Genomic DNA, 20,126 nt, shown 5'->3' with positions numbered 1-20,126 from the left:
GGCGGGGCATGCACGAACAACGAGAAACGAGCATGAACGAACCCTCTATTATCGCGCTTTCGGCGCGAACGGCGGCGCTTTGCCTCGCCGTACCCGGTGCGCGATATCACCTGCCGCAGACGGCATGGCGGCTGACTTCGCTGAATGGTGATCTACGAACCGGAAAAACCACCACCGTGGTGACGCTGCTGCATGATCTGCGTCCGGATACGCGGTATGTGTTCGAAGCGGATGGGTTCGCAAGCCTGGAGTTCAGGACAGCGCCCTGCGCGGGGCTTGTCGAGGCGACGGCATTTTCGCTGACGCCGGATATTGCGCTTGACGACGAAGCCGGCGCACGCGCCAACGCCCGCGCTCTGGAAGAGGCAGTCGCCGCCGTGCCTGCGGGCGGCACGTTGCGATTTGCTGCCGGCCTCTGGACAGCGTTTCCCGTGCGGTTGAAAAGCGACATGACGTTTCATCTTGCGGAAGGGGCCGTGCTGCGCGCACCCTCCACACGCAATGGCTGGCCGATCCTGCCTGCCCGCGATGAGACGGGCCGCATGCTCGGCAGTTGGGAAGGGCTACCGGATGCCTGTTTCGCTGCGCCGGTCCATGCCATCGGCGCAGATAATCTCGTGATCGAAGGCACAGGCGTTCTCGATGGTTCCGGCGACAGAGGCGACTGGTGGAGCTGGCCGAAAGAAACCCGTGACGGCGCGCGCCGACCGCGCGGCCTGCATCTCGTCTCCTGCCGCAATGTCGGGCTTTTCGGTTTCACCATTCGCAATGCACCGTCCTGGACGGTCCATCCACAGGGGTGCGAGACCCTGACAGCGGCGGGTCTCACAATCAGCGCTCCTCATAACAGCCCCAATACCGATGGTTTCAACCCGGAAAGCTGCCGCAACGTGACGATATCAGGCGTGCGCTTTTCAGTGGGCGACGATTGCATTGCTGTGAAGGCAGGCAAACGCGGGCCGAACGGCGAGGACGACCATCTGGCGGAAACACGCGGCGTCAGCGTACGCCATTGCCTGATGGAGCGCGGCCATGGCGGGCTGGTGATCGGCTCGGAAATGTCGGGTGGCGTGCATGACGTAACGGTAGAGGACTGCGACATGGTTGGCACGGATCGCGGCCTGCGTCTCAAGACGCGGCGGGGCCGTGGCGGTTCAGTCAGCAATGTCACCATGCGCCGGGTGTTGCTGGATGGCGTGCAGACCGCGCTTTCCGCCAATGCCCATTACCATTGCGATGCCGATGGGCATGACGGCTGGGTGCAGTCGCGAGACACTGCACCTGTCGACGACGGGACCCCGTTTATCGACGGAATTACTGTCGAAGATGTGGAAATCCGCCATCTGGCCCATGCCGCCGGCGTCTTTCTCGGTTTAGCGGAGGCCCCAATCCGCAATATCGCCATTCGCAATCTCACCATCGTCTCGCGTGATCCTGCAGCCGTGGCCACACCGCCGATCATGGCCGATGGGGTGCGCCCCATGCTGCATGAGGGGATCGTTTTCGAACAGGCCGAAATCATTTGCGACGATCGTGCGCTGCTGAGCGCCTCTGCCGTTTCCCACTCACAGATTTCAATCGAGAAAACCCATGAAAGCCACTGATTATTTTGATCAATTCGCTAGCCGATATAGGCACTACAAGGGCGGAAGCTGGTGTTATGAGGATGGCTGTGTTTATCGGGGGTTGCAGCACCTGTTCGAAGCGACCGGCGACCGGCGCTGGAACGAACATCTGCATCGTCTGGCTGACACCCAGATAGCGGCAGACGGAGTGCTCGCCGGTTACGATCCGCAGGAATACAATATCGATCACATCCTTGCCGGTCGCATTCTGTTTCCTCTGGCAGCGGAAACGGGCGATCCGCGTTATCTCGCTGCGGCGGAACATCTTGCGGGTCAACTCCGCAGCCATCCGCGTACGGGCTCCGGTAATTACTGGCACAAGAAGCGTTATCCGCATCAGGTCTGGCTGGATGGCCTTTATATGGGACTTCCTTTCCAGATCGAATATGCGCAGGCGACTGGAGACGCCGAACTGATCGACGATGCGCTACAGCAATTCTCGACCGCACTCACGCTGACGGCGGATGCCGGTGGGCTCTATGTCCATGGTTATGACGAAAGCCGCAACCAGCGCTGGGCCGATCCCGTGAGCGGCCAATCCCCGGCCGTATGGGCCCGCGCCGTCGGCTGGCTCGCCATGGCGCTGGTCGATGCGTTGGTGATGTTGCCGGCTGATGGCGCAACGATCGAACTTCGGGAACGTGCGGGCCTGCTTCTGGCCGGTATTGTTGCCCGGCAGACTAAAACCGGTCTCTGGATGCAGGTGCTGGACAAACAGGATCTTGCCGGAAACTACGAGGAAACCTCCGCTTCGGCGATGTTCGCCTATGCCTTACTGCGGGCTGCGCGGTTGGGGCTTTTGCAGGGAGAGGAGGCAAATGCGGCTCTTTCGGCGGGCCGGTCCGCGCTTGAGGCCCTGCTTGAGAGACAGCTCAAGGTGGACGAAGGGGGTATCGTCCGTCTCACCGGCATCGTGCATGTTGCGGGCCTCGGCGGTTTCGAGGGCAATTATCGCGATGGGTCTCCGGATTATTACCTGACTGAGCCGGTTGTATCCGATGACGTCAAAGGCGTCGGGCCGCTGATGATGGCCTATGCCGAAAGCCTGCTTTTGGGATGACGGCGCGGTCATCTTAACGGGCACAGGGTGTTTTGTGGCATGAGATCATGCCACTTTTGCCAAAATCACCGTCTGGATCAGGCCCTGTTTCTTGTGATTCGCGATGGTGATCGTGCCACCGAAGCGCTCGATGATTTCCCTGGCGATGGCAAGACCCAACCCCACTCCAGGGATCGATTTTCGCCGCCCGAGATCGACCCGAAAGAAGGGCTCGAAAACCCGCCCGATCAGTTCCTGCGGAATGCCAGGGCCTTCATCGCGGATTGTAACGACGACCTCGCTCTCGTCCTCGGTTAGATCGATCCGTGCCGTTTTGCCATGGGTGACGGCATTGAGGATGAGGTTGCGCAAGGCTCTTTTAAGCGCAAGTGGAGCGGCCTTGATGATCATGGCGGCTTCCGGTTTCATAAAGTCGAGCGCATCAGCGTAACCGAGATCAGAAAGTTCGCTGACGATTTCGCCGAGAAGCCTGCCGATATCGATCATCTTGACGGTATCCTGGCTCACTTCCTCGCGCACAAGCAGAATGGCGCTATCCGCGATGGCGTTCAGTTCCTCGAGGTCCGCCAGCCATTTGCCCCGCTCTTCGTCGTTTTCGATGAATTCTGCCCGCAGGCGCATGCGGGTCATTGGGGTTCTCAAGTCATGGCCAGCGGCTGCAACGAGGCGCATTCGGCTTTCCATTGCCGCCTTCAGGCGGCGGGCGAGTTCGTTCAAGGCCCGCGCCGTGGCGCGGATTTCACCCGGACCTGTTTCCGACAAATGGGGTAGCGAACCATCGGGTCCGATGCTCGCAGCGGCGTTTTCCAGCATGTCGAGGGGGCGCGTGATCTTTCTGGCAGCAAAGATGGAAACAGCAGCACTGCCAAGAATGATCAGCCCGATCCACATGCCGAAAATCTTCCAGCCGCCCGGGGGAGGACCCATATGCGGAATTTCCGCGACCAGCCATCCGCTTTTTTCCAGCGCTATAGCCGCCACCGGGGCATTACTTCCCGGCGCGCGGATCACAATTGCGGTGCGCGGCTCGCCAACCTGTGCAAGGGCCTTTTCTAGAAACTCCGAAAGCATTCCATCGAGATCACCTTCAGGCGGCTTCTGTTCGATGCGGAAATAGCCGGGTTGTTGCAGCGAGGGGTCGCGTTCGGCCATGGTCACGGCAAAGGCAAGGCTGCGGGCAACGGGCTCGATGGTGGCATCTGGCGGCGGCGGCTGCAATGTCTGATCTGCCACCACAGTTGCAAGCGCGATGACCGCGATGATGGAGACGATCAACAGTGCGGCGATACGGTTTCTGAGCGAGCTCATCGATGCACCGGCAGGGTTCTGACCTGAACCGTCATCTGGTAACCGCCATTGCGAACGGTCTTGAAGATCGGAGCCCGTGCATCGGTTTCGAGCTTCTTGCGCAACCGGCTCATCAACACGTCGACGGAGCGGTCGAACGGTCCCCGGTCCTTGCCCTGCGTAAGATCGAGCAGCTGATCGCGGGAAAGAAGCCGGCCGGGCCTGTCGAGGAAGACTTTCAGCAGATCGAACTCCGCCCCCGTCAGCTCGATCCTCTCACCGCCGGCGTGGATGACGGAGCGCTGTTCCGGATCGGCGGTGAAGTCCGCAAAACCATAAGCGGTGGATGAGCCGCGAGGTACTTCCTGAGGTACTGCGCGGCGCAGCACGGCCTTGATCCGCGCCGTCAGTTCTCGCGGATTGAAGGGTTTGCCAAGATAGTCGTCGGCGCCAATTTCCAGCCCGACGATCCGGTCGACATCCTCCTTGAGCGCTGTCAGGAGAATGACGGGCGTGCGCGGCCGGCGGCCTTGGAGATCGCGGCAGATATCGAGGCCGGAACCATCCGGCAGCATCACGTCGAGCACGATGAGATCCGGATCGGAGCAGGCGAACTGTTCTTCGAACTCACGCCTGTCGGCTGCCATCGAAACGCGAAACCCCTGCGAGCCGAGATATTTCGCGAGCAATGTGCGTATCTCCGGATCATCATCCACGATCAAAATATGTGTCACCGAAACTGTCGCCATATCGTCCAACCTTTTGATGCCACTATACATAAGCGGTGCAAAGAAACGGCGGATTTTTGCAACGAAAGCTTGCTGCGGCCGCTCTGGCAACATTCGGTTACAAATAGGCCGCGCGTGGAACAAGACCCGCAACATTCGGACCAAAGCCGGAAACGCTTAGCTCCTATCGTCTTCTCAGGTTGGAAAACGAAAAGGAAGGTAAGATGAGAAACGCTCTAATCGCCACCGCCGTCGTCGTGACAACTGCTTTTGGCGCTTCGGCCACCTCCCGGGCTGCGGAGCAGGGTGAACCGGTGCCGCAGGCATCGGAACAGGCCGTGCCGCCGCTGGCCAGTCCTGACTTCGGTTCGAATAGTGGTCCGGAGCAAAGGCTGCCGCATGGCCGCAAGATGGCCGGGCCTGAGATGCTACGCCCGGATATGATGGGGCCGGATATATTGGGCCCGGATATATTGGGGTTGGCGACGAAACTTTCGGCAGCGGAAATCTATCTCGGCGTCACACCTGAACAGCTTGGTCCGTGGCGCGCCTATGCCACTGCGCTGATCGATCTTGTTTTGCCCACTTCGGAACTCAAGTCATTGCCGCCGAAGGGACCGGGTGCGCCGGGGCTAGAGCCCCGTCTTGCCGGTGAGGAACTGGCCGGCATCACAATGAAAAAGGCAGAACAGGCTAAAGCACTTCAGGACGCAGCGGCTACGCTGAAACCGAAACTTTCGCCGCAGCAGGTGCAGAAGCTTGCTGAACTCGAACGCGCATTGATGCCGCCTCCGCCTCCCGTCCCGCATGATGGCCGTGCACGAGACGGTCGTATCGAGCCTCCGCATGGCGACAGGATGCCGCCGCTGCCTCAGGCAGAGCGGGGCTGACGCCACTCTTCAAAGTTTCCTCCTTTAATAGCCCCCCAGCAAAGGAGGAAATCAGCCGGAAACGGCTGAAGCCGGGGGATCGCTCGCCTGCGATCCCCCGCGTGATTTTCAAGCGAGAAGATGATGATGAGATATTTCTACCTGGTGCTGGCGACGGTTTTTGGTTTGAGCTTCGTCTGGTCTGTCGCTGCGGCCGGTGACAGGCCGGTGCGAGATCCAGCGGCGAAATCCCGGCAGGAAGAACAGTGGCACCAACCCGTCTGTGCCAAGGAACGGCGCGAAAATGCACACGGCAAGCGTCGTCACGACGCCTGCCGCAAGGCATCCGCCAGAAAGTCTGTTGCCGCCTATGAATGGATCGAAGCAGACAACGGCTTCATCCTTGTGAAACACGACATGAGGTCGGTTTCTTCTTTTGAGTAGACCGGCCGGACAGGACAGGACGATGAAAATGGCTCGCAAAGCAGGTGTGGCGCTGACGGTTGTCGCGCTCGCCCTGGGTGGCTACTGGTTTTCGTCACAGTATACGCGGGCCGCAACGCCCGGTTATATCACCTCGTCTGTGAAGCGCGGTGATATCGAGCAGACTGTTCTGGCGACTGGAACGCTCAAACCCGTTCGTCTGGTGGCCGTCGGCGCGCAGGCCTCCGGTCGCATCACCGCCGTCAAGGTCGCACTTGGAGATACGGTCAAGGCGGGCGATCTCATTGCCGAGATCGATTCCGTTACCCAGAATAACAGCCTGCGCACGGCGCTGGCAGCGCTTGCCAATGTGAAGGCGCAGCGGGTGGAAAAGCAGGCGACACTTGTTCTCAACCGCCAGAGCCTTGTCCGCCAACAGGAAATGGTGTCGAAAAATGTCGCCTCCCGTGCGGATTTCGAAAGCGCCACTGCAGCGCTCGCAGTCACCCAGGCGCAGATCGAAGCGATCGACGCCCAGATCGAGGAGGCACAGGTCGCTGTCGAAACGGCAAAGGCCAATCTCGGCTATACGAGGATCACCGCGCCCATCGAAGGCACTGTTCTGTCTATCGTCAGCCAGGAAGGGCAGACCGTCAACGCCACGCAGTCCGCGCCGACAATCGTGATCCTAGGCCAGCTCGACCGGATGACGGTGCGCACGGAAATCTCCGAAGCAGATGTGACGCGCGTAAAAGCCAGTTTGCCAGTTTACTTCACGGTGCTGGGTGAGCCGCAACAGCGTTACGACGCGACGCTTACGTCCATTGAACCGGCGCCTGAATCAGTGCGCAGCGACTCCAGCTTCAGCTCCTCGACGTCTTCCTCGACCACATCGTCCTCTTCCAGCACCTCGTCGTCGGAGGCGATCTATTATAATGGCGTGTTCGAAGTGCCGAACCCGGACGGCAAGTTGCGCACCTATATGACGGCGGAGGTCCATATCGTCCTTGGTGAAGCGAAGGACGTGCTAACCGTTCCGGCGGCGGCCCTTGGTAGCAAGGGCGCAAACGATGACTATGCCGTGCGTGTGGTAGACACCGATGGCAGAATTTCCGAACGCAGGGTCCAAATCGGTCTGAACGACAAGGTAACGGCGGAAGTGCGTTCCGGCCTTGCAGAGAACGAGCGCGTGGTGACCGGCGAACTTTCCATTGACACCGCCAAAAACGCCGTGCCGGGGCCTGGTGGCCCGCCGATGGGTTTTTGAACAATGGCTGATCCTCTTATTTGCCTTAAATCCGTGCGGCGGGATTATCCGTCCGGTGAAGGTACGATTACCGTACTCAAGAATATCGACCTCATCATCGAGGCCGGCGAGATGGTGGCGATCGTCGGCGCTTCCGGATCGGGCAAGTCGACGCTGATGAATATTCTCGGTTGCCTCGACCGGCCGACCTCAGGGAGCTACAGCATCAGGGGCCGGGAGACGGGCAATCTCGATGCAGACCAGCTTTCGCAATTGCGGCGAGAAAACCTCGGTTTTATTTTCCAGCGTTACCATCTGCTTGTCGAACTGACAGCGCTCGGCAATGTCGAAATTCCGGCGATCTACGCCGGAAAGTCACAAAGCGATCGCAAGAGCGATGCCGCCAGGTTGCTCGGTCGCCTTGGCATGGCGGACCGCCTCGATCATCGTCCGGGCCAGCTTTCCGGCGGCCAGCAGCAACGCGTTTCCATCGCGCGCGCCCTTATGAACGATGCCGAAATCATTCTTGCCGACGAGCCGACCGGTGCGCTCGACAGCGCGAGCGGCGACGAGGTGTTGCGCATCCTCGACGAGCTGCATGCCGAAGGGCGCACTGTCGTTATCGTCACGCACGATATGTCAATTGCACGACGTGCCGAACGGATCATCGAAATCAGCGACGGCGCCATAATTTCAGACCGCAGGGCGGATGCCGCGCCGGTTCGGAAGGATGACGCCAAACCCTCTATGGTTTCCGGCGGGGCCTCCAGTCTCGCTGGTCTCGTATCCTCGCTGCGGGAGGCATTGCGCATGGCGCTCCTGTCGATGCAGGCGCACAAGCTGCGCAGCTTTCTCACCATGCTCGGTATCATCATCGGCATCGCCTCGGTCATCAGCGTCGTGGCGCTGGGGCAGGGATCACAGCAGCGCGTGCTGCAGAATATCTCAAGCCTCGGCACCAACACGCTGGAAATCTTCGCGGGCAAGGATTTTGGCGACATAAGGTCGGGCAAGATCACCACGCTGGTCGTCTCCGACGCCGAGGCACTTGCCAAACAATCCTATGTCGCGGCTGTGACGCCCACGGTCTCGACCTCCAGTACGGTGCGTTTCGGCGCGAAGGAGGCTAATGCGCTTGTGAATGGTGTCAGCGAGCGGTATTTCGTCGCCAAGGGCACGAAGCTGTCACAAGGACGCTTTTTCGATACCGCAAGCGTCGTGCAGAAAGCCCAGGAGGTGGTGATTGATGAGAACACCCGCAAATCGTTGTTTGCGAATTTCGACGGCAGCCCCATCGGTCAGGTCATCCTCATCGGCAAGGTGCCGGCCCGCATCGTCGGCATCACGCAGGCGCAGCAGGGCGGTTTCGGTTCAAGCCAGAACCTTTCACTTTATCTGCCCTATACTGCCGTCCAGTCACGCTTTCTCGGCAGCCTGTCGCTGCGCAGCATCACGGTGCAGGTGAGTGACGATATTGACGCCGCAATTGCCGAACAGGCGGTGACGGTTCTTCTCACCCAGCGGCATGGAACGCGGGATTTCTACATTCTTAACACTGACGATATTCGCCAGACCATCACCAGTACAACGCAGACCATGACACTGCTGGTTGCGGCGATCGCGGTGATTTCGCTTCTGGTCGGCGGCATCGGGGTGATGAACATCATGCTCGTTTCCGTTTCCGAACGTGTATCGGAAATCGGCGTGCGCATGGCAGTCGGCGCACGGCGCAGTGACATACTGCGCCAGTTCCTGATCGAGGCAGTGCTCGTCTGCTTCATCGGCGGAACGCTGGGAATTTTGGGCAGCTTCGGCTTCGGGGCGCTTTTCTCCGCCTTCAGCAGCAATTTCGCCATGGTCTATTCCACGGTGTCGATCATTGCTGCCTTCGTCTGCTCGACACTGATAGGCGTCGTTTTCGGCTATCTGCCGGCCCGCAACGCATCGAACCTCGATCCTGTTGCGGCCCTGTCGGCGGGTTGATATCCGCCGCTGCCGGTCAAGCCTTGTTTTTTTCGATGAAGCGGATGGCGTCGCCAACGGTCAGGATTGTGCTTGCGGCCGAATCAGGGATTTCCACTCCGAATTCTTCCTCGATTTCCATGACAACCTGAACCACTTCGAGGGAATCGGCACCGAGATCGTCGACAAAATTGGCGTCATCGACAACCGTGCCGGGATCTGCGCCAAGCTGGTCAACGATGATTTTTTTAATACGGTCGGCGATGGTGGACATGGTGGGACTCCGCGAAAGTTGTTTGCCGCCGAACAACCCGTTTGAATTTGCGCCCAGGACACTTGCTAAAATCGAAACCGGTTTTTGCGAGGCGTGGTACACAGAGTCAGAAGGTCAAAGCATCGATGACATTCGGACGTAGCATGCCTTTGACGGCTGCGAAAGAGCGTGGCTCATGGGGAATTGCCCATAAGAATTCGGGGTATGTTTGACGTTGAACAGTTTTTGACTGGATGCGATGAACCGCTGCGCTGTAAACCTCGTTTTCGTGAAGTAATTATAATCCAGTCCTGTCGAGCATCAACGCCCATGGTCCAGTCTTCCCCGGAACGCTTCATATTGCTAGATGGCATAAGGGGCGTAGCTGCGCTCTTCATCGTGCATCGCCATGCCGAACAGTTTTTCGGGAGAGACGACGCTTCGAGCTATCTCGCCGTCGATTTGTTCTTCGCCTTGAGCGGTTTTGTGCTGGCGCATGCCTACAGCATGAAACTGCGCGAAGGGGCGATTACGCCAGGCTTCTTCATGAAGGCGCGCCTTGCGCGACTTTATCCACTGTATGGGCTGGGGCTGGCGTTGATGGCGTCCTATTTCATTTGCCTCTACCTGTTGGGCCTGCCAACGCCGATCGATGATCTTCATCGCCACATCAATCCCGGTGAGCTGGCGATCGCGTTGTTGACCGGGCTTCTTTTCGTTCCGGCACCCTTCACGCTTACATTGAACGGCGCATTGTTTCTGGTGAGCCCGGCATGGTCGCTTTTCAACGAGCTGGTGGTGAATGCGGTTTATGGCCGGTGGGGTGTGCGGGCGACTACGAAACAGACAATCGTGGTGCTGGCTGTCAGCGCCTGCGTCCTTGTCGTGGCGGCTGCTGAGTTTGGGAAGTTGCATGCGGGGTTTCGATGGCACGAAATGTATGCCGGCATGGGAAGGGTGTTTTTCTCGTTTTTCGCAGGCGTGCTGGTTTACCGTTTCCGCAATCGCATAACCGAGCTGAAGCCCATCCAGGCGGCCCTCTGTCTTATGCTGGTCTGCGTCATCCTCGCCGTGCCAATTTCGCGTGAGCTTCGGCCCTTCTTTGATCTCGCGGTGGTTCTGCTCGTCTGGCCGACGGTATTGTTCGTAGCCAGCAGGATAGTGCCGGGTCGCAGGGTGGGAATCTTGTCGAGGTTTCTCGGCACAGCTTCCTACGCCGTCTATGTGCTGCATATTCCGCTGCTGGCCTGGACGGATTTTCTGATGCCTGCCGTCGATAGGGAAAACATCGCTTTGCCGGTCGGTGTCGCTTTCCTGATAGGGACGACGTGTCTGTCATGGTACCTGACGGTCCATTTTGATCAGCCAGTGCAGACATGGCTCAAAGGTCGCCTGAGAAAGCGGGCAGGGGTCGGGCAACCGGTGTGATCGCGTCTTGTCGCTGCAGGCTTCAGTAATGCGCGAAGATTGGAGCCGTGATAACAAAGGCCGCGACGAGACTGATGATCGTCAGTTTCGCGGCACGCATGCGGCGCATTCTGCGGCCGCTCCAGTCATACGTCATACTCACCCTCCACGCAGACGCAAACTCTCGGACTGATGTCCGACTAAATCAGTTTCTCCTGATATATCTCATTTGCCAAGTCATTATTGTTACCAGTGATTTTGGTGAACACCGTCCGCTTCGGGAGGCGCTTCAGGGAAAAAGGCGGATAAGTTGATTGTCTTTGAGTTTCAGGCGGCTTGCCTCATCGGAAGAAATGCAATGCTCTATGTTCTTTCGCAAGTCGTCGGGAACTATCGGCCCGCCTGCCTTCAAAAGCTTTTCGGTCATCGAAAAAAGAATGCCGAACTGGGTCTCGCATTCGGCCGATGTCAGCAGCAGCGGTAGTGACGGAACGGTGTTCGCCGTAAAGACGCTATCTGCCGTATCGTACATGGTGACGAGGTACCAGGTCAGAAAAAGCCCCAGCCACAGGCCGGTGCTGACCATGATATATTCGCGCATCTGCTCTCTCCCCTCAATGGCGGTGGTAAAGCAGTGGCAGGCCCTGGATTGCATATCGGGGGAGCGGCTTCCACGGCTTGATGCGGTCGTGTTTCTGCACGCCGAACAGGAAGCGCATTTCGTCGGTGAGGTCTGCCGGATCGGTCAAACCATCCTGATATAATTCAATAACCTTGCGGGCGGCTCTGTTATGGAGCTTTTTGTCATCATCGTCGGAAAGGTGATTAAAACCGATGCTCTCGAGGACCAATTGGAGCATTTCGAGATCTTGAGAGGAGATCAGGCAGTTACGGGGCGCAGAAGACATGATGGCCTCTTTTCTTACTGGTTCAGAAAGCCGAAGCCTCGCGCGCGCCCTTATAAGGCTGCACGGGACGCTCCAACGCTTTGAAACGATACGCCGGTGCGGTCGATGACCGTTGCCGGTTTTCGGGGGGGCATGTGCCTCAACGCGCCCTGGGAAATTCCGCACGGGGCGCTGTAGACGGGAGGCATGTGCAAATGGGCTTGAGACGGCAAGGATGCCTGACGGCGGTAACGCCCTTTAAGTACCGATGGGGAATGGTGCGCTCTTTGCGCGCAATAGGCAAGTTAATTCCATAGCCCCTAACGAGTATGTGACCGGTGCGGCGACATTCTTTATCTCACCAGGGCAGACAACAAAAAAGGCCGGGGCAATATTGCACCGACCTTCCTCATATCGCCATTAACACCAGTGCCAGTACATCCGTGGTCAAAAGTCTAAAGCGACGGAAACAACTGCGAACGACATATTTGCGCTCACCAGCAGTTGCTGTATGAACCTTATAGAAGAGCAATGTGGCCAAAACAAGTCCGTATTTCCATTACATGTTTTATTTGTCGCGACCCTTTGCGTATCGGGTCGCGGTTTGGCGATTCGTGACGGGGCGTCGCGCTGTTATGAGCGGGCTGTCCGGAACAATCCTACTTCTTCTTGCCATCCGCAGTTGTGGAGTTTGCGAACTTGACCTGCGTGCCGGCAGCTGGTGCCGCAGCCGGAGCCTTCGTCTTGTCCTTCTTCGGTTTGCGGACTTCTTTGTTGCTGCGTACTTGACCCTTGGCCATGGTGTCCTCCTGGTATTGAACTGATATTGGATATTGTGTGGTCCGGGGCATGATCGCGCGCCGCAGGCAGGCTGCGGGGCGGTTTCATCGTCAGGGGAAAGGCAGTCCGTTAAGCGGAAGTTTCCCGAAGGGAAGGGTCGGTTTGGAGAGGCGGATACGCCCTGCGTAGAAGGTTCTCCGCACCATGTCGGGCTGGAGGCCAAAATCAGGAAACGCCGCAAAGCCGGAGGATGCGCCGCGATCCTGATCCAGGCGCATTGCTGTTTCTTCGGCGGCACTGAGAAGCAGGCGAAGCGATGCGTTTTCCCGGTAACCCAAACCGCCGGTGCGGACGAGGTTCCGTGAAAGACTTGATGAATAAAACTCGGAAGACATCTCGTCCTCCTTTCGTTTGGGGGCGAGGACACTCTGCCCTCAAACATCAGCACTCTTCAGCGGATTGCTGACAGGCGAAGCGTGCGCCTGTTGCGTATCAGGTTCAAGAAGTTTTTCGGAAAGGCGACGTCAAAAAGTGCAACCGGGTTATTTCTTGCCGGATGACTTTTTGGTGCGGGTGGGTGGAGGGGCGGCGATTGCCGCCTCCTGAGCTTCGCGAAGTTGGCGAAGCCGTTCCGTCTTCTTGGCGCGCTGGTCGGATTCGGCGGTTATGATCTGTTTCGCCGCCTTGTCCGTTATGGATGCCTTGTCCTGCGAGGACAGCTTTCCGGGTTTGAAAACAGCCTCTTTAGTCGCGGTCATGGCATTCTCCTTTGCGGAGCGAATTGACAGTTATCGAGCGCGGGCAACCTTTTTGGGAGCAGGAAGCAATCCCTCGCGCTGCAATTTTTTCTTCGCCATCTTGCGGTGGCGGCGCACAGCTTCGGCTTCTTCGCGGATACGCTTTTCCGACGGCTTTTCGTAAGATTCCCGTGCGCGCATCTCACGGAAGATACCCTCGCGCTGCATCCTCTTTTTCAAGACGCGGAGGGCTTGCTCTACATTGTTATCCCTGACGAGTACCTGCAACTTATCTCCTTAACGCAGCCATCGCTGCTATTTTTTGATTCTGATCGTATTCGAATTGATCCAGCTCGATCCCGCAACGCGCGAAGACGAGCCTTCGATTTCCACGGGCCGCGATGAAGACGCAACCACATCGATTTCATCGAGCGCTATATTACGTTCGAAGTTCTCGTGCTGGAAACGCACCCTGTAGCGAACCGCACCTTGTTGTGTCTCTGGCAGAGCCGTTACGACCCGGCCGGGACCTTTGGGCTGGTTGGCCCCAAGTACGCCCGCCTTCAGAAAGATAGCATCGCCGGAACGATAAGGATTTTTGCGCATGAGAGCCTCCCCATGGCCAAAAAAACAAAAGGCCGGGATTTAACCCGACCTCTCACAATCACTCAGCGCCACTGCTGGTACATGCGTAGCCAGCGGGGCCGATGACAAATCAAGCTGCGCGAAGGTTGTCAGCGGAGCTCTTGCCGGACTTGCGGTCCTGCACGATGTCGTAGGTGATCTTCTGGCCGTCGTTCAGCGAACGCAGACCTGCGCGCTCAACAGCCGAAATGTGAACGAAAACGTCCGTGCCGCCGTTGTCAGGCTGAATGAAGCCGAAGCCCTTGGTGGCGTTGAACCACTTTACAGTACCAGTGTTCATAACGATTTCCTTTCGTAGTAATCGTTGTTGGTTTCCGCGATACCTTGCGGAATTAGATCGATTATTTGAGAGGAAATCCGACGGGAACGTAGAGTCCCAGGAGCGACGTCACAAGCAATTGTCGATTTGCCGAATATAGCCTCAATTTTTGATTTTGCAATGGGCCGATGCGGAAAAATGCGCCATCTGGCGATTGCACTTGTCGGTTCCGATGTCTCTTCCTGCGTCAGCGGCGCGATTTCGGTTTTTTCTCTTCCCTGTTCATATCGCGCCCCACCCATTTGAAAAAAAGGATCAGGCTGGTGCCGATGATGATGAGCGGAATGAAGGATTCGAAACTGGACATGATTAACTCTTTCTTCCCCCGATCGTCGTTTTACCGGTATGGAGGAAGCGCGTAATCTGCAGAATGTTATCCGTTCTTTTTTGGCAATTGCGGCCTGCGGACCGACGTTGAAAGCACCGCAGGCCGAAAATATCTAGATGGGCAGGGATTTCACCGCCGCTGCACCACCCTCGCGGGCGCTTTTCAATGCGGCTACGCCGCAGAGCACGGACATGGCGCCGGCGCGCGAACCCGCCCGCTGCCGTAGCCGGTCGTTCGAACCGGGCTTGAAGATCATGTCGCGCATGCGATTGTCGCCGCCATAATGGCCGCCCGGCTCATGCGGCACCCAGATACGCTCGACACCGCCACCGAAACTTTTCACCAGCAGGATTTCGTCGGCTGGGGGCTCAGTCCACGGTTGCTTTTCATATTGGCGCATCTCGATGCGTCCTTTATGGCCGTTAAACGCGATGTGGTGTCCCTCGATCGGCATATAGGTATTGAGCGAATAGGAGACCTGCACGCCGTTCGCATAGCGAATCGAGGCACTCATCGTGTCGGGGATGTCGATCTCCTCGCGAAAGACGCAGGCGTCACGCATATAGCCATCCACAGTCGACGGGTCCTCGTAAAGCGCGTCCAGGAACGGGTCGGCCCCGAGATCCATGAAATAATCGCACTCGTCCTTGTGCGGACAGGTACGACAGCGCGTTCCCCGGAACGGTCCGTTCTTGCCATAATGCAGCAATTGCCCAAAGCCCTTCACTTCCACCGGGTCGGAATCGAGATACCAGTTCAGAAGATCGAAGTGGTGCGTCGCCTTGTGGACGAACAGGCTACCTGAATGTTCGGTGAAAGCGTGCCAGCGGCGGAAATAATCCGCACCGTGCTGGTTATCGAGATACCAGTGGAAATCTACCGAGGTAACGGTGCCGATCGCGCCGTCGTCGATCAGCTCCTTGATGCGCGCCGCCGTCGGTGAAAAGCGATAATTGAAGGAAACGTCGACACGGCGGCCGCTTTTGGCCTCCGCCGCGCGGATGCGGTCAATCTTTTCCGGGGTGGTGGTCATGGGTTTTTCGCTGATGACATCGGCACCGCCCTCGAGCGCGCGGATAATGATGTCGTCATGAGTATCATCGGGCGTGCAGACGATTACCAGTTCCGGGCGTTGCTCGGCCATCATCCGGTCGAAGTCGTCATAAAGCGGAGCGGCCGACCCCATCATGGCGCGGGCCCGTTCTGCGCGCATCAGGTTCAGGTCGCAAATGCCGACCAGTTCGACATAGTCGCTCCACCCGGCCAGAAGTTCGCGCCCCCACATGGTGGTGCCACGATTGCCGGTGCCGACCAGTGCATAACGTTTGCGTTTCACCCTTTCAGGCATTTCCTTACTCCCGAACCCAATCAACAAACGGTTTTAAAACGCTCGACGACGGTGGACAGAACCTCGTCCACCGGGCGTGCCTGCCAACGATGCGAAAAAATCTCGACTTCCTGCGGACCGGAAAAGCCGGCGGCCTCGATCATGGCGCGAAATGCCTTCAGGTCAATCACGCCATCGCCCATCATGCCGCGATCGTTGAGCGGATCGGTAGTCGGCACCAGCCAGTCGCAGATATGGTGTGCCAGTATCTGCCCGTTTCGCCCGGCGCGCGCCACCTGTTCCTCCAGCTCCGGGTCCCACCAGACGTGATAGACGTCGATGGCCACACCGGTTCCGGCACCTAGCCGGTCGCAGAGGTCGAGCGACTGTTTCAAAGTGTTGAAGCAGGCGCGGTCGGCGGCATAAAAGGGGTGCAACGGTTCAATGGCGAGCGGCACGCCGGCTGCCCTCGCATAGGGAAGAAGTTCGGCCATGCCGTCCTCCACCATCTGCCGTGCACCTTTCAAGTCTCGAGAACCGGCGGGCAGGCCGCCCACGACAAGCACTAGGCAATCTGCCTTCATGGCGGCGGCTTCGTCCACGGCGCGTTTATTGTCCTCGATGGCGCGGCTGCGGCCTTCTGCATCGGGGGCGGGGAAAAAGCCGCCCCGGCAATGGCCGCTGAGACGAAGGCCGTTCTGCTCGACAATGCGTGCTGCTTCAGCAAGGCCTGCAGCGTGAACCTGCTCGCGCCAAGGCGAAATGGTGGTGATGCCATGCGCAAGGCATGCATCCACGATCGCCCCGAAGGAACGTCCCTGCCGCACGGTGGCAAAATTTATTGAAAGGCCCTCAACGCCCATAACGGTACTCCTCCCTTTTGCGAAGGCCTCCAGCCACCTTCGCTCTCGCGCTTAACCAATGCCTCTGACAGCCAGAAACTGCTTCATGCGATGCGTCGCCACATCCGGTTCTGCAAGTACATTGGCCTTGTCCGCCAGCCGGAAAAGCTCGGCGAAATGCCGCGTGGAGCGGGCGCTTTCCTGCCCGCCAACCATGGTGAAATGGTCCTGCAAGCCGTTGAGATAGGCGAGAAACACCACGCCGGTTTTGTAAAAGCGGGTCGGCGCCTTGAAGATATGGCGCGAAAGCGCCACCGTTGGCTCCAGAATGTCGAAGAATTCATTATCCGCACCGCGCTTCAGGCTGGCGAGCGCCTTGGATGCCGCCGGAGCAATGGCATCGAAAATGCCGAGCAACGCGTCAGAATGACCTTTTTCGTCACCGGCGATCAGCTCGGCATAATTGAAGTCGTCGCCGGTATACATGCGAACACCAGCGGGCAGGCGGCGGCGCATGACGATTTCCTTTTCCTTGGATAGAAGCGAAATCTTGATGCCGTCGATCTTGTCTGCATTCTCCTCGATCATGGCAAGGCAGGTGTCCATCGCCGCCATATGGTCGCGGGCACCCCAGTAGCCCTCAAGCGCAGGATCGAACATTTCTCCCAGCCAGTGGATAACCACCTTGTTCTCGGCACGGGAAAGAACCTTGGCATAGGCCTCGAGATAATCGTCCGGGGAGCGGGCGGCAGCGGTGAGCGCCCGGCTTGCCATCAGGATCACGCGCCCGCCTTCTCCCTGAACAAAATCAAGCTGTTCCAGATAGGAGTCGATAATTTGCTTCAGGTCATATCCGCCGCCGTCAAGATGATCCGTGCCGACGCCGCAGGCGATCAGCGCATCCTTGCGGGTGGCCGCTTCCTTCAGCGAACGGGAGATCAGTTCCTGCGCCTGCGGCCACGCCAGTCCCATGCCGCGCTGGGCCGTGTCCATGGCCTCCGCAACACCCAGGCCGAGGTCCCAAAGGCGGTGACGGAAGCGCAGGGTGGCGTCCCAGTCGATGGCGGGCGTCAACCATGGATCGTTGTCGGCGAGGGGATCGGCCACCACATGGGCGGCGGCGAAGGCGACTCGATTGAAATCCGCCGCACTTCGTTTCTCGATGGCGACCGGCGCGCCTGATAGCCTGTAGACCTCGATGTTGCGGTCGTCCTTTGGAAGCTTGAGTTCGCTCACTGTCGCCTCCTCAGGAAAGTGCGGGAACGTCGAGCCAGCGGCGTTCCTTCCATGATCTCAGCCCCAGTTCGGCCAATTGCACGCCCTTCACACCCTCCATCAGCCCATAGCGCCATGGGTCGTTGTCAACGAGGTGACGCACGAACATTTCCCACTGCGCCTTGAAACCGTTGTCATAAGTGACGTTGTCAGGCACTTCCTGCCAGGTCTTGTAGAAATCGATGGTCTGGGGCTGGTCAGGGTTCCACACCGGTTTCGGCGTATTGGTGCGGTGCTGGGTCCAGCATTTGGTGAGACCTGCCACGGCCGAACCATGCGTGCCATCAACCTGAAACGTGACGAGATCGTCGCGGCGCACACGCACCGCCCAGGAAGAGTTGATATGGGCGATGGCGCCGCCTTCCAACTCGAAGGTGGCGTAGGCGGCATCGTCGGCATCCGCCGCATAGGCGTGGCCCTGTTCATCGAAACGCTCGGGGATATGGGTGGCGCCGAGGCAACTTACGGATTTCACCGGTCCGAATAGATTATCGAGCACATAACGCCAGTGGCACAGCATATCGAGGATGATACCGCCGCCGTCCTTCAGGCGGTAATTCCACGAAGGACGCTGCGCCGGCTGCCAATCGCCTTCGAAAACCCAATAGCCGAACTCGCCGCGCACCGAGAGGATCTTGCCGAAAAAGCCGCTGTCACGCAGCATCGCCAGCTTGCGAAGGCCGGGCAGGAACAGCTTGTCCTGCACCACGCCGTGTTTGATACCGGCGCTTTCGGCCAGTCTGGCAATTGCCAGCGCCTCTGCCACGCTGTCGGAAATCGGCTTTTCGCAATAGACGTTCTTGCCCGCCTTGATAGCTTTTTCGAGCAGGCTGCCACGCATCTGCGTCGTGCCGGCGTCGAAGAAAAGCGTGTCATCCGGGTTCGCAAGGGCGGCGTCGATGTCGGTCGTCCAGCGCGCGACATTGTGCTTTTTAGCGATTTCCTCGATTTTCGCACCGTTTCGGCCGACCAGAATGGGGTCGAGCATGACCTTTTCGCCGCTCTTCAAAACCACGCCGCCCTGATCGCGAATGGCGAGAACGGAGCGCACGAGGTGCTGGTTGTAACCCATGCGGCCGGTGATGCCGTGCATGATGACGCCGATACGTTTCATGAATTTCCTCCCAAGGCGGCCTTTTCCCGAAAGCCGCTTCCGTCAAACATGGCAATTTGTAACCATTTGGTTATTTGTGGTCGTGAAGGATGCGATCTGTCAAGGTGTTTTTGGCAGGAAATTCACATGCACTTGCGGCGGCAGAAATCACGGGTTTGTGCCGCGCCGCAAAAGGAAAAGACGCGCTTCGCGGATGCGAATGGCGCGTCGTCGCTGTTGTTAAAGGGAAATTCGGTTTTTACGGCTCAGACCGGCCGCACCGCAGCAAGCAGGGTATCGACGATATGCTGGCCCCAGCGTTCAAGTTCGGCGGGGTCGGTCAGGTCGCGCTGGAAGATCGTCGACAGCGTGAATCGGTTCGAAAGATAAAAGGCGCCGAGCGAGGCGATCGTCAGATAGACGTCGATCGGATCGAGACCGTCACGGAATTCGCCAGTATCGCGGCCGCGCCGCAGCACGTCCTCAAGCTCGGAAATGAAGTTCGAATGCATTGCCGCAATCGTAGCGGATTGCCTGAGATATCGGGCTTTATTGAGGTTTTCTGTTGCGAGAATGCTCAGAAATTCCGGGTGATCCAGAAAATAATGCCAGGTGAAAAGCGCAAGTTCCCGCAAGCCTTCCGAAGGCGCCTTGCGGGTCAGGTCCAGCCGCCGTTCGGTGTGGCGGATGTGGCGATAGGCGTCCTCCAGAACGGCGAGATAAAGCGCGTCCTTGTCGCCAAAATAATGGTAGATCATCCGCTTGTTGGTGCCGGCACGCCGCGCCACGACATCGATTCTCGCGCCCGCCAGGCCCTTCGCGGCCACCTCGCGGCGGGCGGCTTCAAGAATGGCGGCGCGTGTTCTCTCTGGGTTGCGCACCTGTGCCGCCCCGCGTTTGCGCTTGGGGGCAGGCGTTTCCTCGACGGCCGGATCGGGCAGCTGGTTTTTCGTCGTTTCGTCCATCTTAGCACCCGCTTGACAATGTTGGCGATCGGTGTTCCCATGTAACCAATTAGTTATAAAACGGCAAT

23 protein-coding genes are annotated in these 20,126 nt (G+C 58.4%); 7 read left to right on the top strand and 16 right to left on the bottom strand.

All coding sequences use genetic code 11. The features are described from left to right. Positions 1–32 precede the first annotated feature (32 nt). Together J5276_RS16200 and J5276_RS16195 are read left to right on the top strand one after the other, a co-directional pair. A complete protein-coding gene (locus J5276_RS16200; protein ID WP_112192318.1) occupies positions 33–1,604 on the top strand; it encodes a glycoside hydrolase family 28 protein in 1,572 nt (523 codons plus the stop codon). Further along, complete coding sequence (locus J5276_RS16195) at positions 1,591–2,685, top strand: glycoside hydrolase family 105 protein (protein WP_112192317.1); 1,095 nt, start codon at positions 1,591–1,593, stop codon at positions 2,683–2,685. The genes J5276_RS16200 and J5276_RS16195 overlap by 14 nt, the downstream gene beginning before the upstream one ends. Positions 2,686–2,730: 45 nt before the next feature. On the opposite strand, the gene J5276_RS16190 is transcribed toward J5276_RS16195, so the two are convergent. Both J5276_RS16190 and J5276_RS16185 read right to left on the bottom strand, forming a co-directional pair. After that, on the bottom strand, positions 2,731–3,993 hold the full coding sequence (locus tag J5276_RS16190) for an ATP-binding protein (protein WP_003517899.1): 1,263 nt from the start codon (positions 3,991–3,993) through the stop codon (positions 2,731–2,733). Further along, a complete protein-coding gene (locus tag J5276_RS16185; RefSeq protein ID WP_013761406.1) occupies positions 3,990–4,721 on the bottom strand; it encodes a response regulator in 732 nt (243 codons plus the stop codon). Before J5276_RS16185 ends, J5276_RS16190 begins: the two co-directional genes overlap by 4 nt. Before the next feature lie 203 nt (positions 4,722–4,924). Between J5276_RS16185 and J5276_RS16180 the strand changes: the two genes are divergently transcribed. From J5276_RS16180 to J5276_RS16165, 4 genes are all read left to right on the top strand, one after another. Then, the gene (locus tag J5276_RS16180) at positions 4,925–5,590 is read left to right on the top strand and encodes a hypothetical protein (protein ID WP_112192335.1); all 666 of its coding nucleotides are present in this window, start codon (positions 4,925–4,927) and stop codon (positions 5,588–5,590) included. A 126-nt stretch (positions 5,591–5,716) separates the two neighbouring features. Next, positions 5,717–6,013: a hypothetical protein gene (locus J5276_RS16175; RefSeq protein ID WP_080850229.1), complete on the top strand. Its 297-nt coding sequence runs from the start codon at positions 5,717–5,719 to the stop codon at positions 6,011–6,013. Between the two features lie 22 nt (positions 6,014–6,035). Further along, positions 6,036–7,259, top strand: a complete 1,224-nt coding sequence (locus J5276_RS16170) for an efflux RND transporter periplasmic adaptor subunit (protein ID WP_112192316.1) — start codon at positions 6,036–6,038, stop codon at positions 7,257–7,259. Positions 7,260–7,262: 3 nt separating this feature from the next. Continuing rightward, positions 7,263–9,221 carry a MacB family efflux pump subunit gene (locus tag J5276_RS16165; protein ID WP_209159613.1) on the top strand — a complete coding sequence of 653 codons (1,959 nt, stop codon included), beginning with the start codon at positions 7,263–7,265 and terminating at the stop codon, positions 9,219–9,221. A gap of 16 nt (positions 9,222–9,237) precedes the next feature. On the opposite strand, the gene J5276_RS16160 is transcribed toward J5276_RS16165, so the two are convergent. Then, entirely contained in the window at positions 9,238–9,474 is a 237-nt protein-coding gene (locus J5276_RS16160) for an acyl carrier protein (RefSeq protein ID WP_003517889.1), read from the bottom strand. A gap of 309 nt (positions 9,475–9,783) precedes the next feature. Here J5276_RS16160 and J5276_RS16155 point away from each other — a divergent pair, with 309 nt between their 5' ends. Continuing rightward, positions 9,784–10,881, top strand: a complete 1,098-nt coding sequence (locus J5276_RS16155) for an acyltransferase (protein ID WP_025595950.1) — start codon at positions 9,784–9,786, stop codon at positions 10,879–10,881. Between the two features lie 268 nt (positions 10,882–11,149). Here the strand turns inward: J5276_RS16155 and J5276_RS16150 are convergent, their stop codons facing one another. From J5276_RS16150 to J5276_RS16090, 13 genes are all read right to left on the bottom strand, one after another. Continuing rightward, a complete protein-coding gene (locus J5276_RS16150) occupies positions 11,150–11,461 on the bottom strand; it encodes a hypothetical protein (RefSeq protein ID WP_003517885.1) in 312 nt (103 codons plus the stop codon). 13 nt (positions 11,462–11,474) lie between these two features. Beyond that, on the bottom strand, positions 11,475–11,768 hold the full coding sequence (locus J5276_RS16145; RefSeq protein WP_013761399.1) for a hypothetical protein: 294 nt from the start codon (positions 11,766–11,768) through the stop codon (positions 11,475–11,477). Between the two features lie 638 nt (positions 11,769–12,406). Then, the gene (locus J5276_RS16140; RefSeq protein WP_003517881.1) at positions 12,407–12,547 is read right to left on the bottom strand and encodes a hypothetical protein; all 141 of its coding nucleotides are present in this window, start codon (positions 12,545–12,547) and stop codon (positions 12,407–12,409) included. A 90-nt stretch (positions 12,548–12,637) separates the two neighbouring features. Further along, positions 12,638–12,922, bottom strand: coding sequence for a hypothetical protein (locus J5276_RS16135; RefSeq protein ID WP_025595953.1), 285 nt, complete (start codon positions 12,920–12,922; stop codon positions 12,638–12,640). Positions 12,923–13,069: 147 nt separating this feature from the next. After that, on the bottom strand, positions 13,070–13,285 hold the full coding sequence (locus J5276_RS16130; protein ID WP_003517878.1) for a hypothetical protein: 216 nt from the start codon (positions 13,283–13,285) through the stop codon (positions 13,070–13,072). 30 nt (positions 13,286–13,315) lie between these two features. Then, positions 13,316–13,552: a 30S ribosomal protein S21 gene (gene rpsU / locus J5276_RS16125; RefSeq protein ID WP_003517876.1), complete on the bottom strand. Its 237-nt coding sequence runs from the start codon at positions 13,550–13,552 to the stop codon at positions 13,316–13,318. 27 nt (positions 13,553–13,579) lie between these two features. Continuing rightward, positions 13,580–13,870, bottom strand: coding sequence for a hypothetical protein (locus tag J5276_RS16120; RefSeq protein ID WP_019566459.1), 291 nt, complete (start codon positions 13,868–13,870; stop codon positions 13,580–13,582). 109 nt (positions 13,871–13,979) lie between these two features. Next, a complete protein-coding gene (locus J5276_RS16115; protein ID WP_003517872.1) occupies positions 13,980–14,189 on the bottom strand; it encodes a cold-shock protein in 210 nt (69 codons plus the stop codon). Between the two features lie 479 nt (positions 14,190–14,668). After that, positions 14,669–15,904 (bottom strand): Gfo/Idh/MocA family protein, encoded by a 1,236-nt coding sequence (locus J5276_RS16110; protein ID WP_025595955.1) that lies wholly within the window; start codon positions 15,902–15,904, stop codon positions 14,669–14,671. Between the two features lie 20 nt (positions 15,905–15,924). After that, positions 15,925–16,746, bottom strand: a complete 822-nt coding sequence (locus J5276_RS16105; RefSeq protein WP_013761396.1) for a sugar phosphate isomerase/epimerase — start codon at positions 16,744–16,746, stop codon at positions 15,925–15,927. 51 nt (positions 16,747–16,797) lie between these two features. Then, positions 16,798–17,961 carry a dihydrodipicolinate synthase family protein gene (locus tag J5276_RS16100; protein ID WP_025595957.1) on the bottom strand — a complete coding sequence of 388 codons (1,164 nt, stop codon included), beginning with the start codon at positions 17,959–17,961 and terminating at the stop codon, positions 16,798–16,800. Positions 17,962–17,971: 10 nt separating this feature from the next. Beyond that, positions 17,972–19,114 (bottom strand): Gfo/Idh/MocA family protein, encoded by a 1,143-nt coding sequence (locus tag J5276_RS16095; RefSeq protein ID WP_025595958.1) that lies wholly within the window; start codon positions 19,112–19,114, stop codon positions 17,972–17,974. Positions 19,115–19,359: 245 nt separating this feature from the next. After that, positions 19,360–20,058 (bottom strand): TetR/AcrR family transcriptional regulator, encoded by a 699-nt coding sequence (locus tag J5276_RS16090; protein WP_003517856.1) that lies wholly within the window; start codon positions 20,056–20,058, stop codon positions 19,360–19,362. Positions 20,059–20,126: the final 68 nt, after the last annotated feature.

This window comes from Agrobacterium sp. S7/73, assembly GCF_019355535.1.
Lineage (GTDB): Bacteria > Pseudomonadota > Alphaproteobacteria > Rhizobiales > Rhizobiaceae > Agrobacterium > Agrobacterium tumefaciens.
Note: the sequence above shows the minus strand (reverse complement) of the source record. Positions and strands in the feature narration are given on the sequence as shown.